The organism is Agarivorans sp. JK6 (assembly GCF_045277145.1).
Taxonomy (GTDB): domain Bacteria; phylum Pseudomonadota; class Gammaproteobacteria; order Enterobacterales; family Celerinatantimonadaceae; genus Agarivorans; species Agarivorans albus.
Genome location: NZ_CP113525.1, coordinates 1,369,380 through 1,384,161 on the forward strand (window position 1 = coordinate 1,369,380; position 14,782 = coordinate 1,384,161).

The 14,782-nt window shown below is 45.0% G+C and carries 13 protein-coding genes; 7 read left to right on the forward strand and 6 right to left on the reverse strand.

Features of this window, described 5'->3' with window-relative positions; genetic code table 11:
* Nucleotides 1-35: 35 nt before the first annotated feature.
* On the reverse strand, nt 36-767 hold the full coding sequence (locus OV592_RS06485) for a siderophore-interacting protein (protein ID WP_406610832.1): 732 nt from the start codon (nt 765-767) through the stop codon (nt 36-38).
* Nucleotides 768-860: 93 nt separating this feature from the next.
* Here OV592_RS06485 and OV592_RS06490 point away from each other — a divergent pair, with 93 nt between their 5' ends.
* From OV592_RS06490 to OV592_RS06500, 3 genes are all read left to right on the forward strand, one after another.
* Nucleotides 861-1,295 carry a MarR family winged helix-turn-helix transcriptional regulator gene (locus OV592_RS06490; protein ID WP_406610833.1) on the forward strand — a complete coding sequence of 145 codons (435 nt, stop codon included), beginning with the start codon at nt 861-863 and terminating at the stop codon, nt 1,293-1,295.
* Between the two features lie 157 nt (nt 1,296-1,452).
* A complete protein-coding gene (locus tag OV592_RS06495; protein ID WP_406610834.1) occupies nt 1,453-1,920 on the forward strand; it encodes a DUF302 domain-containing protein in 468 nt (155 codons plus the stop codon).
* Between the two features lie 296 nt (nt 1,921-2,216).
* Complete coding sequence (locus tag OV592_RS06500; RefSeq protein WP_406610835.1) at nt 2,217-4,253, forward strand: methyl-accepting chemotaxis protein; 2,037 nt, start codon at nt 2,217-2,219, stop codon at nt 4,251-4,253.
* A gap of 10 nt (nt 4,254-4,263) precedes the next feature.
* Here OV592_RS06500 and OV592_RS06505 read toward each other — a convergent pair whose 3' ends face one another.
* Nucleotides 4,264-5,190: a GlxA family transcriptional regulator gene (locus OV592_RS06505; RefSeq protein WP_406610836.1), complete on the reverse strand. Its 927-nt coding sequence runs from the start codon at nt 5,188-5,190 to the stop codon at nt 4,264-4,266.
* A gap of 270 nt (nt 5,191-5,460) precedes the next feature.
* On the opposite strand from OV592_RS06505, the gene OV592_RS06510 reads away from it, so the two are divergent.
* From OV592_RS06510 to OV592_RS06520, 3 genes are all read left to right on the forward strand, one after another.
* Nucleotides 5,461-5,751, forward strand: coding sequence for a hypothetical protein (locus OV592_RS06510; RefSeq protein ID WP_406610837.1), 291 nt, complete (start codon nt 5,461-5,463; stop codon nt 5,749-5,751).
* A 42-nt stretch (nt 5,752-5,793) separates the two neighbouring features.
* Complete coding sequence (locus tag OV592_RS06515; RefSeq protein WP_406610838.1) at nt 5,794-7,866, forward strand: protein-disulfide reductase DsbD family protein; 2,073 nt, start codon at nt 5,794-5,796, stop codon at nt 7,864-7,866.
* 96 nt (nt 7,867-7,962) lie between these two features.
* Nucleotides 7,963-8,460: a protein disulfide oxidoreductase gene (locus tag OV592_RS06520; protein ID WP_406610839.1), complete on the forward strand. Its 498-nt coding sequence runs from the start codon at nt 7,963-7,965 to the stop codon at nt 8,458-8,460.
* Between the two features lie 37 nt (nt 8,461-8,497).
* Here OV592_RS06520 and OV592_RS06525 read toward each other — a convergent pair whose 3' ends face one another.
* The 3 genes from OV592_RS06525 to OV592_RS06535 all read right to left on the reverse strand — a co-directional run bounded on the left by OV592_RS06525 (nt 8,498) and on the right by OV592_RS06535 (nt 10,675).
* Nucleotides 8,498-9,280 (reverse strand): substrate-binding periplasmic protein, encoded by a 783-nt coding sequence (locus OV592_RS06525; RefSeq protein WP_406610840.1) that lies wholly within the window; start codon nt 9,278-9,280, stop codon nt 8,498-8,500.
* A gap of 105 nt (nt 9,281-9,385) precedes the next feature.
* The gene (locus OV592_RS06530; RefSeq protein WP_406610841.1) at nt 9,386-9,916 is read right to left on the reverse strand and encodes a dihydrofolate reductase family protein; all 531 of its coding nucleotides are present in this window, start codon (nt 9,914-9,916) and stop codon (nt 9,386-9,388) included.
* A 126-nt stretch (nt 9,917-10,042) separates the two neighbouring features.
* Nucleotides 10,043-10,675, reverse strand: coding sequence for a glutathione S-transferase (locus OV592_RS06535; RefSeq protein WP_338624984.1), 633 nt, complete (start codon nt 10,673-10,675; stop codon nt 10,043-10,045).
* 169 nt (nt 10,676-10,844) lie between these two features.
* On the opposite strand from OV592_RS06535, the gene OV592_RS06540 reads away from it, so the two are divergent.
* Entirely contained in the window at nt 10,845-11,789 is a 945-nt protein-coding gene (locus tag OV592_RS06540) for an L-lactate dehydrogenase (protein ID WP_406610842.1), read from the forward strand.
* Nucleotides 11,790-11,846: 57 nt separating this feature from the next.
* On the opposite strand, the gene OV592_RS06545 is transcribed toward OV592_RS06540, so the two are convergent.
* Nucleotides 11,847-14,780 (reverse strand): glycoside hydrolase family 48 protein, encoded by a 2,934-nt coding sequence (locus OV592_RS06545; RefSeq protein WP_406610843.1) that lies wholly within the window; start codon nt 14,778-14,780, stop codon nt 11,847-11,849.
* Nucleotides 14,781-14,782 lie beyond the last annotated feature (2 nt).

The following is a 14,782-nucleotide window of genomic DNA, read 5'->3' on the forward strand; positions in this document are numbered from 1 at the left end:
TCAGTGAATAATGTCAATAGAGTAAAAGGAAGCGGCTACAAGGGAGCCGCTTTTTTTTGTGCGCCAAAGCGATCAGCATCTACGCCTTGTTTCCAATAACCTACTGCAAAGGTATTTAGGCGATCAAAACCTAGGTGTTGCTGCAACATTGGCCGTAAAGAGCGGATCTGTGAGGCTTCTAAGCCCATAAATATATGACTATCGCTAGCCATACCTGCGGCGATTGTTTGCACTTGCTCTGCAAAGCTAATATTTGCTTCATCCTCAACATACCAGTGGGTGTTGTCAGCAGCGTGATAGTCTAGCTCTATAATGTCGGCGCGAGAGGGAACGGCGATTACTACCCTTAATTCAGCTTGTGGATTAAGCCTTGGCACATAACCATTAATGGCGTTAACCGAGGTAATATCCCCCAGTAGCAAATAACTGTGATGATTAAACTGGCTCAGCTTTAGTTGCCCAGGACCAGCAATGCTTAATTGGTCACCTAGCTTTGCTTGGCTCGCCCAGTTAGTCGCTGGCCCGCTGTGCCGATTTATTACAAAATCTAAAGCAAGCTCTTGGCTCGCCGAGTTAAACCAACGAATGGTGTAGGAGCGCATTTTAGGTTTTGAACCATCGCTGTTTGGCAATATCACCTTCACGTGCGCCCCTTCCTTAGATTCAGGAAAGCGTTTAAGACTGCTGCCTTTCACTACAATCCGCAGTAGGTGAGGAGAGAGTGGGATAAGCTGTGATACCTGAACGGGATACATTTTTGGCTTCATCGTTACTCCTAATGACTTGTACATTGTTTAATAGGTTGATAAAATCAACTATATTTTTAAAGGTAGACTTAGTCAACTAATATTTGAGGTCTTATGAAACAGCAATCAATTTCTGATTCGGTTTTTGCTCTGGTTCAAGCATATCGAATCGCTATGCGCTCTGGCTTAAAAGCCCAACAGCTAGGCTTAAATGCCATGCATGTGAGTTGTTTAAGTTTTATTGCCGCAAGCCACCATTGCACGGCTAACGACATTGTTAATCACTTTTCTCGCGATAAAGCGCAAATCGCCCGTTTGCTAAAAGAAATGATTGAAAAAGATTGGCTGAGAAAAACCGCCAACCCAGAAGATAAACGCAGCCAGCTCTTGTCTCTCACCAACGAGGGACAAGCGCTGGCAAGCTTAATTGAAGAGACCCAAAGCAAAGTGCAAAGCCAAATGTGTCAAAACCTGAGCGATCAGCAAATTGAGGAATTTGAGAAGCTAGCAAAGCTTATGGTGGGGAATCTAAATGAGATGGATCGTTAAGCTAGCAACTTATTATCTTATCTTGCCTTCAAAGCCTGAGTTAGCAGCAACCAACAGAGCAAGTGTGATAAAGCTAATAATTGAACTAGACTTGGCTAGAAAGCGATAACTTAGTTAGATAGTAAGTTACTTATTCTGCTGAAAAATAGGAGTTTTTATGCTGAGTGTTAGAGCGATAAAACGAGGGCTTGTTAGTGCGACCTTGTTGATGGTGTCGAGTGTGGTAAATGCTGCTAGTGATGGCGTAATCAGTGTGGCCAGCCAGCATGATGTAAACCAAACCGCAGAGCGTATGCTGAGCATACTCGAGCAAAAAGGCATGACAGTGTTTAACCAAGTTAAGCATTCTGATGGCGCAGAGAAAGTGGGTATTGAGCTTAGAGATACTCAATTGATTATATTTGGTAACCCTAAAGTCGGTTCACCTCTAATGAAGTGCCAACAGCTGATTGCCTTAGATTTGCCGCAAAAAGCACTTATTTGGCAAGATGAAGCCGGTAAAGTGTGGATTTCTTATAACGATCCTCAGTATCTCGCTAAGCGTCACCAGGTAACTGGTTGCGATCCGGTATTTGGTAAAATCGCTGGTGCGTTAGCGGGCATTAGCAAGGCAGCCGCCAACTAATTCTTTTATCTTACTTAGCCAAAGTAGCATCCAGCTGCTTTGGTTCTTACTCCCTTAAATATGTTAATAAAACGTTATGTGATGCAATTGTCATATAAACGTTTTTGTGAGCATTCTCGCCGATAAAATATTGCACTTATTGACAAAAAATGCCCGTGTAGAGCGCTTGTTGATATAAAACAAGGAAAGCTCTTGTGATGCCTTTGTGATATTTACTTGACCGGTTGTTTTGCTTAAATTAGCTTTAGTAAGTGAATTGTTGACTTTTTAGTCAATTTTAAGAAAGGGAGTTTGGCATGATTAGTGGGTTTAAAAGTCGCAGTATCTCATTGCAGTTGCAGTTAGTTATTGGCCTGATCATTTTGTTAGGGTTGGGTTTAATGGCGGCGCTGGTATACAACAAAGCCTCTAAAGCGCTGTTTGAACAAGCGATGGCTGATCATGAATCAAAAGTAAAAGCGGTTGCTTCTATGGTTGAAGGGCAATTTGCGTCTTATTTACAGCGAGCTCAGGATTTAGAAGCTACGTTTCGAAATGGCTACTTGAGTGGCGTAGAAGTGGCTGAACGCACTGTTCAATTTGAGCAGTTTAGCGTTAAAGATGTTCATATTCGTGGTGCCTCACTGATTGATAACAGTCGTTATGTGGACCGTTTTACTGCCGATACCGGCGCGGTTGCTACTTTGTTTAGTGCCTCTGGCGACGATTTTGTGCGGGTGAGTACCTCATTAAAAAATAGCCAAGCCCAGCGCGCAGTTGGCACTAAGTTGGGTTTAAATCACCCTGGCTATAGCACTTTGGTAAGTGGCCAAGCCTTTCATGCAAAAGTTACCTTATTTGGAAAAGATTATCTCACTTACTATAAGCCGATAAAAAACCAGCAGGGCAAAGTAGCCGCCTTAAGTTTTATTGGGGTACCTATCGACCAAGCCACAGAAGAAATCTTCGATAATCTTTCACAAATTAAATGGGGCGATACCGGTTACACTATTGTGGTAGACAACGATGCTAGCCATTTACTCGGTAACTACTTATTACACCCAGAAATTAAACCAGGTGAATCGATTATTGATCGCCGTGACTACGACGGTAATCAGCCATTTAAAGAAATCTTTAAGCAGCCTTCTGGTCGTTTGTTTTACCCTTATGAATACAATGGTGTAATGGGTGAGAAATACTTGGTATTTGCCGAAGTACCAGGTTGGAATTGGAAAATACTAGGTGGCACCTTTGTTAGTGAAATCACTAAAGCTAGCCGCGATTTATTGGTGTTAATTGCTTTAGTATCGGTTTCGGTAGCGGTAGTTGTATTACTGGGTTTGGCTTTGTTACTAAAACAAATGACTAAACCCTTAGAAGTATTAAGCGAAAACATGCAGCGCATGGGTAATGGTGAAATTAGCGTTAGTTTTCAAGATGGCCGTGCAGAATCAAGCAACGAAGTTGAGCAGTTAAGTGCTGGCGCGAAAGAGATGGCCAGTAAACTAAACGACTTGGTTGGAAGTATTCGAAATACCAGTAGTGCTCTGCAAGAGCGCTCCAGCGGTGTTTACCAAGATGCGGAGCATAGCCTAGGCCAGTTGGATAATCAGCAAGCGCAGGTTGACCAAGTAGCAGCGGCTATTGAAGAAATGTCATCCTCTGCGGCGTCGGTAGCGGAACAGGTTGAAGACATTGCTAGCAGTGTGCGCGCTGCTGACGGTAATACCCAGCAAGGGGCAAAACTGGTCGCTCGAATGGTGGGTGAGATTGATTTACTTAATGACCAATTAAAATCCTCGGCCGAGGCCATTGAGTTAGTAGGTAAAGAAAGTAACAACATTCAAGATGTCACCAAAATGATCAACGATATTGCCGATCAAACCAACTTATTAGCGCTTAATGCAGCTATTGAAGCGGCGCGTGCCGGTGAGCAAGGGCGCGGATTTGCAGTAGTTGCAGATGAGGTAAGAACGCTGGCCCAGCGCACTCAAGAATCGGTTAAAGAAGTGGAAACTATTATCGCCAAGTTGCAATCAAGCACTAGCAATGCGGTGAGCATGATGAGCGAGAGCCAGAAACGCGGTGAGTTTTTTACCGAGCATGCTGCGCAAACTGGTGAAGCCTTAAATGGCATTACCGAGCAAGTTACCAGTATTGCTAGCCAGTCGGAAACCATTGCTGCTACTACCGAGCAACAAGCGCAGGTGTCTCAAGAAATTGCTGCCAATGCCTCACAAATTAGCAACCTTACTAGTGATAGCCGAAATACTGCGGCGCAAACAGCCAGTAGCGCCACCCAACTGCAAACTCTGTCGCAAGAGCTGCAGCAACAGGTGGCCCAATTTAGCTAGCCTAATATCACTACTTGGTAAATCGTCGGCGAAAGTCCCTTGGGCTTAAGCCGATGATTTTTATAAATACTTTTCTAAACGCTCCGGCGTCTTCATAACCTACTTGTTGGGCAATGGCTTCGGTACTTTGGGGGCTTGTCTCAAGTAACTCACAGGCTTTCTGAACCCGCAATTTTTGCAAATACTGAATAGGCTTTAGGCCAGTAGCTTTAACAAAACGCCTTAATAAAGTTCGCTCTGTAAGAAAGCATTGTTCACACAGTAGTGCCACGTTGATGTTTTGCTGATAGTGGCTTTGTATAAAGTGCTGCACTTTAATGATGTCGTTGTCGCCATGTTCAAAGTTTGGGTTAAAGCTTTGGTAGTAACGTTGTTCACGCGGCCCGGTATCCACAACTAGGCTTTTCCCCAATTGGCGCATGATGCTTGGCCGAGTGTATTGCGCGACCAACTCCAAACCCAAATCAACCCACGACATTAAACCGCCAGCGGTAATAATATCGCCATCGTTAATGAGAATTTGTTCACACCGCAGCAGGCAATCAGGGAAGCGCTTAGCAAAGTCTTCAGCTAAGGCCCAATGAGTAGTTACCGGGCGTTGGTTTAGTAAATTTGCCTTAGCTAATATAAATGCGCCAGCACAGGCCGAGCTTACTACACAACCTTGTTTATGCTGCAGCTTTAACCATAGCAAAAGCTCTGGTGTTGGCGAGAGATAATAATCATGATTAATGCTGGGTGGCACGATTACCACCTGTAAGCAGGATGCTTGCGCCATTACATCGTAATGTTCAACAATGTTACATTCAAAATGATGGTTATATTGCTGCTGTTGAGAGGTACTGTTGGCTAACCAAAACATTTCTTGTAAGCCAAATATGGCGGCCTGAGAGGCGCCAGGGTAGCGAACAATAGTAATAGCGGTAGTTGGTGTCATAAAAGTGACTACAAGGTATTTTTGTTGTTAAGCTTCGACCTAAAAAGTTTTGCTAAGTTGCACCCTTGTATAACATTTTGTTCTACTGCGAAAATTTCTGACTTTAGCCCTTATCCCACTTACATTTTGTTGATCGATTTTTGGTGGTATTACTTGTAATTTATAGCGAGTATCAGTAAAAGATGAACATCATTTTGTTAATCCCAAGCCATGTTTTTTAAGCACACTACTTTTAAAGCTAAAATTACTTTACTGCTTCTAGCAGTGCTATTGGCTACCTGTTTAGCAAAAAACCTTGGCTTGAGTGTCACATGCCCCAGTGCGCATTTAGCGGATGAACAAAGCTTTTCCAGCCAGGTATTAAACGAGCAAAGCTGTCATTTTACTGAACATTTACTTAAGCAATACGTTCAAACCTTAGAGCAAGTATTTGTGGTGGTGCTATTTGCCGCTTTAGCGCTGGTAATGCTGCCACACTTAAGCGCTTTTCAAACCTTTCTTAAACCTACTATTCCGCCTCCTCGGCGAATGTATCGCTCGGTGTGTCATTTTCGAGAATAAAAACTAACGGCAACCTTTTGCGTTAATGTTTATTTATTGGAGATGATATTGAAAATTTTATTACCTTGGCTGTTGTTATTGAGCTTAACGCCGAGCTTGGCGTTTAGCCAAAGCACGGGTTGGTTAACTCATCAACAACACCCGCCTGCGCAAGTTCGGCTTATGCTTACTGGTGAGTTCAATCAGCAAACCAAGCTCTTGCCTGCAGTGTTGCAAGTGAAGTTAGAAGGCGATTGGAAAACCTACTGGCGCTCGCCAGGAGAAGGCGGCGTTGCGCCCAGTATTCGTTGGGATGAGGCAAGCAGTGTTCAATCACTTGAATGGTTGTGGCCGCGGCCCGAGCGCTTTTCATTGTTGGGTTTGCAAACCTTTGGCTACCAACAAGCGGTCGATTTTCCACTGTTGTTAAGAGTTGATTCTAGCTCTCAGGCAGGCCGAATAAGCGGGGTATTAACCCTATCTACTTGCACCAATGTTTGTGTTCTCACTGATTACCCTTTTGCCGTTGATGTGGACTTAAAAGCGCTGCGCCCAGACAGTGAAGCGATGTATTTATACAACAAAGCAAAAATGGCGGTACCGCCCCTCGCTGAGGCTGGTTCTAGTGACTTCGTATGGGATGACACCAAGCAGCAATTGCAGGTAACCTTACGTGGTGAATATCAATGGCAGTTGCCGCAACTAGTGGTAGATGGTGACCCGGAAACTATCTTTAAACTGCTTAATTTGAGCCTACAGCCTAAGCAAGTAAGCGCGGTTTTTAGCGCTGAAAACTGGTTAGCGCCCCCCATGCTCACCGACAAGGTATTGCACTTAACTATATTTGATAAGCAGCAGGCTGTTGAGTACCAAAGTAAGGTTGTTGCTGGGCAGGTAAGTGTAGAGGCAATCGCTTGGCCTAAGCTATTAGTGTTTGCACTATTGGGTGGTTTAATCCTCAATATTATGCCTTGTGTACTTCCTGTATTAGGCATGAAGCTTAGCTCGGTGATTGCTGCCGCTAGTCACGACCAAGGGCGAATTCGCCGCCAATTTTTAGCATCAGCTGCAGGCATTGTTGTGTCATTTTGGATCTTGGCTGGCTTTGTTATGTTGCTTAAAGTTAGTGGCCAGGCTGTAGGGTGGGGGATTCAATTTCAACAACCTTGGTTTATCGGCTTTATGGCGCTGGTAACTGGGTTGTTTGCACTAAATATGTTGGGAGCGTTTGAAATAAGCCTGCCGGCTTCTTGGCAAACGCGGTTAGCAACCAGCGGTGGAAATAGCTATGGCGGGCACTTTTTACAGGGGATGTTCGCCACTCTATTAGCGACGCCCTGTAGTGCGCCATTTTTGGGAACCGCGGTGGCGTTTGCTCTGGGGGCGGAACCCTTATCTCTAATCATCATTTTTAGCGCATTAGCGCTTGGCATGGCGTTGCCTTGGCTGTTAGTAGCGGCATTTCCAAGCTTAGCAAAAGCTTTACCCAAACCCGGTAAATGGATGAAGCAAGTAAAGCTGGTTTTTGCTTTGATGTTGTTGGCAACTTGCTTATGGCTGTTAAGTTTACTGGCCAATTTTTTATCTGGTGTTGGGTTGTTACTTGTAACTGCCGTGGTAGTGCTGACCTTTGTTTGGGTACTGCTTAAACAATACGGCGCTAAAGCATTGCTGATAAGTTTTAGTGCCTTGATGTTGATTGGTGGCGGCGTTGCATTAGTGGGTGCTATGACGAGTGAACGCTGGGCAAAAGTATTGCCTAGTGACTTAGTTTGGCAGCCTCTCCAACAAAGCAACATTGCCGAGCAAGTGGCGCAAGGCAAAGTCGTGTTGGTTGATGTGACTGCTGATTGGTGCATTACCTGTAAGGCAAATAAGGTGGGGGTGCTGCTTCAAGACCCAACATACAGCCGGCTAAAGCTAGACACCGTGCATTTAGTTAAAGGTGATTGGACTAAGCCCTCTAGTGAGGTAAGTGCCTTCTTACAACGTTACCAACGTTTTGGCGTGCCGTTTAATATTGTCTATGGCCCTGCTGCGCCAAATGGTATCGCTCTCCCCGTTATTTTAAGCCACCAGGTAATTGAGCAAGCACTTGCTCAAGCTGCCGGTGATGCATCTCTTTTTCAGGATTGAATTTATGAACTCTGTAATTTTTATCATCGCAAAACCAGCGCTATCTAGCTTGCTGTTAAGTGTTAACAAGCCTACCTTTTTTGCGGGGGAACGCTCATGTTAAGTAAGTTATGGTCTGTTTTTAAGCAACTCATCACTATGGTGCTTTTTGTCACTGTGGTAGGCATTGTTGTGGATTTCTGGCGCTCACAAGATTTACCAGAAGGTGAGTTGCCCAACTTAAGCGCAGTTACTCTAGGCGGTGAGGCAATAGATCTAAAGGAGCTAAGCAAAGATGAACCAGTATTGGTTTATTTTTGGGGATCTTGGTGTGGCGTATGTAATTTTGTGAGCCCAGCGGTAAACACCATGGCTAAGCACTTCAATGTAGTGACAGTTGCATTACGTTCTGGCGAGCAAGCCAAGGTACAGGCTTATTTAACACATCATGAATACCAGTTCCCAGTGATTAACGATCCGCAAGCTAACTTGGGCGGGCAATGGGGGATTTCGGTAACGCCAACCTTGATGGTGGTTAAAAATGGAGAGCTAAAACACTATACCGCGGGTTTTACCACCTTACCGGGTATGTGGTGGCGTATGCTAATGGCATAAGCCCCGATATTGAAACTAAGCTGCTCTGCTTAGCGTGTTAGTTGTGCTCAAGTAAGGCAGCATCATCAATAATTTGTTGATAAGCACCAGATTGCTTTAGTTTCTGTAGTCCACGATTAAATGCAGCCAACAATTGTTTACTACGTTGTTGGTTATTCTTTGAAAAAATCACATGAGTATAAGTTTGTTGCACCGATTGAGGATGATGGGTGAATAGAGCTGCTTTGTCTGCAGGAAAGTGCTGCTTGATTAATTGATAGCCAACATGAATATCGGAAGGAAATATGTCAATTCTACCGACGAGCAGCTTCTTAAGGTTTAGTAAATCAGAAGAAACATACTCTATTTTTAATTCACTTTTTTCAGCTGCTAGATCAAAGGCATAGCCGTAAGTATATTGCTCTGTTGCACCTATTGTTAGCTGTTTTAAACTGTCTATATTGTGCCAATTAAAGGGCTGCTGGCTTAAGTGAAAAAACACTTTGTTGTGCCAAAAGACCGGCTCACTAAATAGCACTGCTTTTTCTTTACTGGTGGTTTTTGCCCATGTTAAAGAGCCATCTACCTTGCCCTGTTCAACATACATATAGGCTCTAGCCCAAGGTAAGAACTGATATTGCACTTCATAATCTTCTAGGGCAAAAGCTTGACGAACTATTTCTGAATAAAAGCCTTGATGCGCTAAAGACTTAGACGTAAAAGGGGGCCACTCTCCACTAGAAAGGGTAACGAGCTCGGCAGCTTTTGTAGGCAGGGCTAGCAATGCAAACACTGTGATGGTTTTGCAAACATAAACAAAGTAATAAAAATAGCTGCGCACATTTACTCCATATTTGTTTGCTTTTTAATCACCCGTGTCGTTCTAATTAAAGCAGTTATTGCGGTCTTTTTACAGCTTACTGATAGTTTTATGCCTTTTGGTGCCTTAAGCGCGCACATAGTGGCTTTGTACTAGCTCGTTTAGCAAGACCTTGGTTTGCTTGTGCTTAAAGCTTTGGCTGTGCAGTAGTTCCCCGAATAACGGCGCTCCGCCGCCCAACAAAATGGGGAAACGAGTAAGAATAAGTTCATCAATCAGCTCTTTTGCCAAAAACTGTTGAATGGTAATGCCACCATCAATGTATAGATTATGGTAGCCCTGTTGGTTGAGCGACGTTACCAGTTGCTTAAGCTCGCCATTTACAATGCGTACATCGCCAGTAAAGCCTTCTGGTAATTGCTTTAGGCTGTTACTCAGCAGCATTACTGGTTTGTTGTAGGGCCAATCAATGCCAAAGCTTACAACCTTTTCAAAGGTATTTCGCCCCATAACTAAAGCGTCGATACCCGCCATAAACTCGCCGAAGCCTAAGTCTCCGCCATCGGGGTTCGCAACACTTTCTAGCCAAGCTATATCCCCTTCTTTGTCGGCGATATAGCCATCAAGGCTTAGGGCGATATATACGATATTCGACATGGTGTGTTCTCCAGTTTACTTGCTGAAATGCACTTGCTAAAAACTAACTGCTGAGTTTACAGCAACTAGGTTTACTTCAAGTATAGGCGCCCTATCACGGGGTAATTATCGAACTTTTAGTTGTGGTTAAGGAAAATCGATTTCACTGGCGCTCTCTAACCAGGTGGGATGTTTTTGCATAATTGAGCGAAACAATGCTGAGTCGATAAACTGTTTTAACCACGCTTGCAAATGTGGATAGGGGGCTTGCTCAAACCACCTTAGATCGACTGAAGCAAATTGACGAATAAAAGGCAGCAATGCCATATCTGCTAGGCTCTGCTGTTCGCCCATTAGATAAGGGGTGCGGCTAAGCTGTTGTTCAAGCTCTTGCAAAAATGCCTCACCTTGTTGGCGGTAGTCTTCAGGGCTTTGCTCCGGAAAACGCACTGCGTATTTATACTTATCTAATAAAGGCTTAAATTGTTCATCATTGCGCTGCACCCAATCTAGCATCTTCTGGTAATTAGGGGAGAGCCAAGCCTTGGGATCGTTTTGTTTGAGTGCCCAAAGCATTATCTCAAAGCTTTCTTCGATGACTTGGCCATTGGCTAATTGCAAAACAGGAACCGTGCCTTTGGGGGATATTTCCAGCATTTCTGGCGGCTTATGTTTGAGGACTATTTCGCGTAGTTTTACTGGTGTTTGGCTAACTGCAATAGCTAACCGCGCTCGCATGGCGTAGGGGCAGCGGCGAAAAGAATACAAAATAGTGGACATAACTAACTCTCAAACATGGCGTAGGCCGACCTTACCCAGTTACCTTTTATCACGCAAGTGATTGGTTTAAAGGCTTGCTAAAAGTAACACTTAGCACTATCACTAATTCATTATTAATGCATTTCATATTATGCGGCTAGCGGTCGCCAAAATCAGTAAAGGATGACTAATGGAACATCGAACGCGCAGTGTGGGCATTGTAGGTGTAGGCAATGTTGGTGTGGCAGGGGCTTACGCTCTGTATTTACGTGAAGCTTGTGAAGAGCTGGTTTTGGTGGATATGAATAAGGCTAGGGCCGAAGGGGAAGCCTTAGATTTAATGCATGGGCAGGGTTTAACCGGCAGGATGCAAATTAGTGCGGGTGAGTTCTCCGATTTGGCCCGTTGCCAAGTTATTGTTGTTACCGCTGGAGTGGGACAAAAATCGGGCGAGAGCCGCTTAGAGCTATTAGAAAACAATGCCAAAGTATTTAAATCTATTGCTGATCAACTCGACCGCTATGCACCTAGCGCCATTGTGGTGGTGGCCAGTAATCCGGTAGACGTATTAACGTTTATGTTGCAGGAGCTGAGCCAGCGCCCTAAACATCGGATTATTGGCACCGGCACTATGTTAGATACTTCGCGTTTAAAAACATTGTTGGGCGAAATGTATCAAGTAGATCCGCAATCGGTGCATGGTTACATTTTGGGTGAGCATGGCGATTCAGAGTTAGCGGCATGGTCAACGGTGAGCATCGGAGGCTTAGCTATTCAAGGACAAGCGGTATTTGGCGTAAGCTATTCTGCAAGCCGTTTAGAAGAGCTAGCCGAGAGTGTTAAACAAGCAGCTTACAAAATTATTGAAGGGAAGGGCTATACCAACTTGGCAATAGGAGTAGTGATTGCACGTTTGGTCGAAGCGATATTGGATGACAGTAAAACCGTGTTGCCAGTTTCGGTGCGTTTAAGTGGCGAATACCAACTTAGCAATGTAGCCCTTAGTTTACCGGCGTGTATTGGTTTAAAAGGGGTTGAGAAGTTGATTGAGCTACCACTTGAAAGTGATGAGTTAGCTGCTCTGCAGAAATCAGGTGAAACGATGCGAGAAAGCTTGAGCAAGATTGGATTTTAGTTACAAAAAAGGAGGCGCTAGCCTCCTTTTTAGATCAAGCTACGAGCTAGCTGCGGGTTAGTTACATACTGCGCCGCTTACCACTGGGATTGGCGCTGGTTGGTTCGCTGCTCCTTTGCTACCTTGCAAGCCAAAGCTTACCGATTGGCCAGGTTGAATTTGACCATTCCAAGCCAGTGAGCTTGCGCTGTAAGGGTTGGCACCACTAACAGTGGCGTTCCAAGCGCTGGTCATGCTTGAACCATCGTTATAACTCCAGCTTACATCCCAAGAGTTAATGACTGCGTTAGTATTGTTGCTTATGGTAATACTAGCTACAAAGCCAGAGTTCCACTCGTTTTCAACAGAGTAACTACAGTTAGCGATTACTGGAGCTTCGGTTACGGTAATGACTTTACTGCTAGTATCTACTCCGCCTTTACCATCCTCAACACTTAGCTCGGCAGTATAAGTACCTGCAGTTGTATAGCTATGGCTAGTGGTTTCGCCGGTGGCCGTTGCGGTATCACCAAAGGCCCAAGCATAACTAAGCGTATCGCCGTCTGCATCGCTTGAGCAACCTGCGTCAAAGGCAACTGGGTCACCAACATATGCACTGCTTGGTGAAGCAGAAAAGCATGCTTCTGGAGGAAGATTGCTATTGGGATCTTCTACCGTAATGGTTACCGTTGCTGGCTCTGAAGTTAGCTGTTCATCGTCGGTAACGGTATAGGTGAAGCTATCTACGCCGATGTATCCAGCATTTGGCGTATAGGTCACTTGTGGACCGTTTCCAGTAACCGAGCCATTAGCTGCCTGGGTATAGGCATAGCTAACAATGCTGCCGTTACTGTCGCTACCCTCAAGGGTAATGCTAAGTGGAGTATCCAAATTGCCGTTAACTTCTAGGTCTTTGGCTGTTGGTGGGCAGTTGGCATCACAGATGATGGGGAACAAATCTTCGTAGAGCGCGTTGGCGGTAGCAACATCTACTTGAGCCCAGTAACGGTGGTAGGTATAGCTTGGGTCGCGGTCTTCGCTAATGGCCGTTTGTAATTCTACATAGCCAGGATCTGACTCGTTGTAGAAAGGACGCATGCTAGTAAAGGTAGTATCTGCATTTAACTCTGCTCCTACACCGTTTACACCGCTCCAACCGGGAGGAAAGTATACCGAATCGTTAATTCTTTCTCGGTAATCGCCACGACTTTCTGGAGCTGCTACACCTTTATCGGTGCGATGGTTAGCCCAGAAACGATCTAAGATCATTTGCGCGGCGTCTTTCGCTCCTTGGTGTACTTGGCCTTGGTGTTTCTCTTCAGCAGCTGCGTAGTACATTAAGGCTTTAGCCAAACTGTGTGCTACACCAACATCTTGGTTTTGCGAAGTAACTGTAACGTGTAAGTTGTTGTTAGCTACCGGGTTAGCGGGGTCCCATTTCTCTGGTAAGCCACTAAACTCTAGGCCTGCAGCGAGTTTTACATCGTCATTACTAAAATCTAGCACGGCTAAACCAGTGGCCGGATTGCTGTCTAAAATCCAGCCTATCCATTTATCCATTATCGCTTTAGAACGCGCTTCGCCAGTTATGTAGTAATACTCGGCTACTCGCTCGGTGCCCCAAGCTTGCCAACCAAACCATGTGCCCGAACCTGGGTCTTCATAAACGGGGTTTTCATCGTAAACCATGCCATAGAAAGTGGCATTTTGGCGATCTACTGGGTAAGTGGAATACGTGCCGTTCCAACTATTGGTGGCTCCCCCAGAAAATGCACCTTCTGCAGATTGGGTCCATTGGAAAAATTCTAAAGAACGCTCTAAACCAACAGTCCAGTCTTCTACTGAGTTAGGCGCCAGCGGTTTTAGCTCAGGAATTTGCGATAGCGCATACGCAGCCATCGGGTTTTGGTATGCGTAGTGAATATGGCTTGAGCCTATGCGCCAGCCCCAGTTTTGAGTAGTATCAATTGGTCCGCCCCAAGAGTAATACCAAGACATTAAATAGTGCGCAGACTCGTAGCCTACACCTGCGCTACCTTGTTCATCCTGTGAGCCAATTTTTTTGAAGTATTTGTCAAACATGGCCAAACGCAAGTAGTCACCCATTTTGGAGGTTTTAGCCATTAAACCTGGAGCAACTACTTCTGGATCTACGCCTTGATCCTTCATCCATTGTAGGGCCCAGTACATCACTTGTACTACGCGCGCGTCGGCGTCGGGCGCATTGGTGTAGCGCCATTGTGCGGCTGGGGCTTGCGGCTCAGAAACAAATAGGTCTAAAAAGCCATATTCTCCACCCCATTTAAATTCTTCCCAAGATGGGTGAGGCACAGTTTCCCACACCGATTCTTGTTCCCCTCGCTGGAAGGTATTGATGTAAGAAGGAGTAGAAACACCATCGCCAAGGTTGCCGTATTTGTAGGTATTATCCATGTCTAGCAACCAGTGCATACCGTACACATCCCAGGTGCCATAAGTTGCAGCTAGCCCTGCGCTAATTGGGTCTTCACCCACTGCTGCACCAGAGTCTAGCGCTAGAGGATAGCTAGAAGGTAGCGGTCCTTCCGGAACATAAGTTGCCTTACCCGAGGCATAGTTCGCTGCGGTGGGCTGCATTTCTGAAGTAGGAATAATCTGCTCTTCAATTATTCTCCAAGCTTCAATTAAGGGTTGCCAATCACCGGTGATTTTACCGTGCACTGCTTCTAACCAAAGAATATAGGAATAAGCTTCCGAGGTTGATTCGTGGCCGTGATCGGGGGCCTCAATAATAAAGGTTTCTACCGAGTGGTAAGGACCTCCATCAGCACTTAAATAACCATTAGCAGGGTTATAAATTTCATTACGTAGTTCAGTAAAGCGGTCTTGATATACACCAGCATTAGCCATGCTACTTAAACCAGCACTGGCAAGGGCGGCAATAACAGATAAACGTAATGAGTGGTGTTTGATTTTTCCTGAGAAGCCGGTGGTTTGTTGTGGCTTTGTCCAGGATGTTTTAGATAAAAACATGT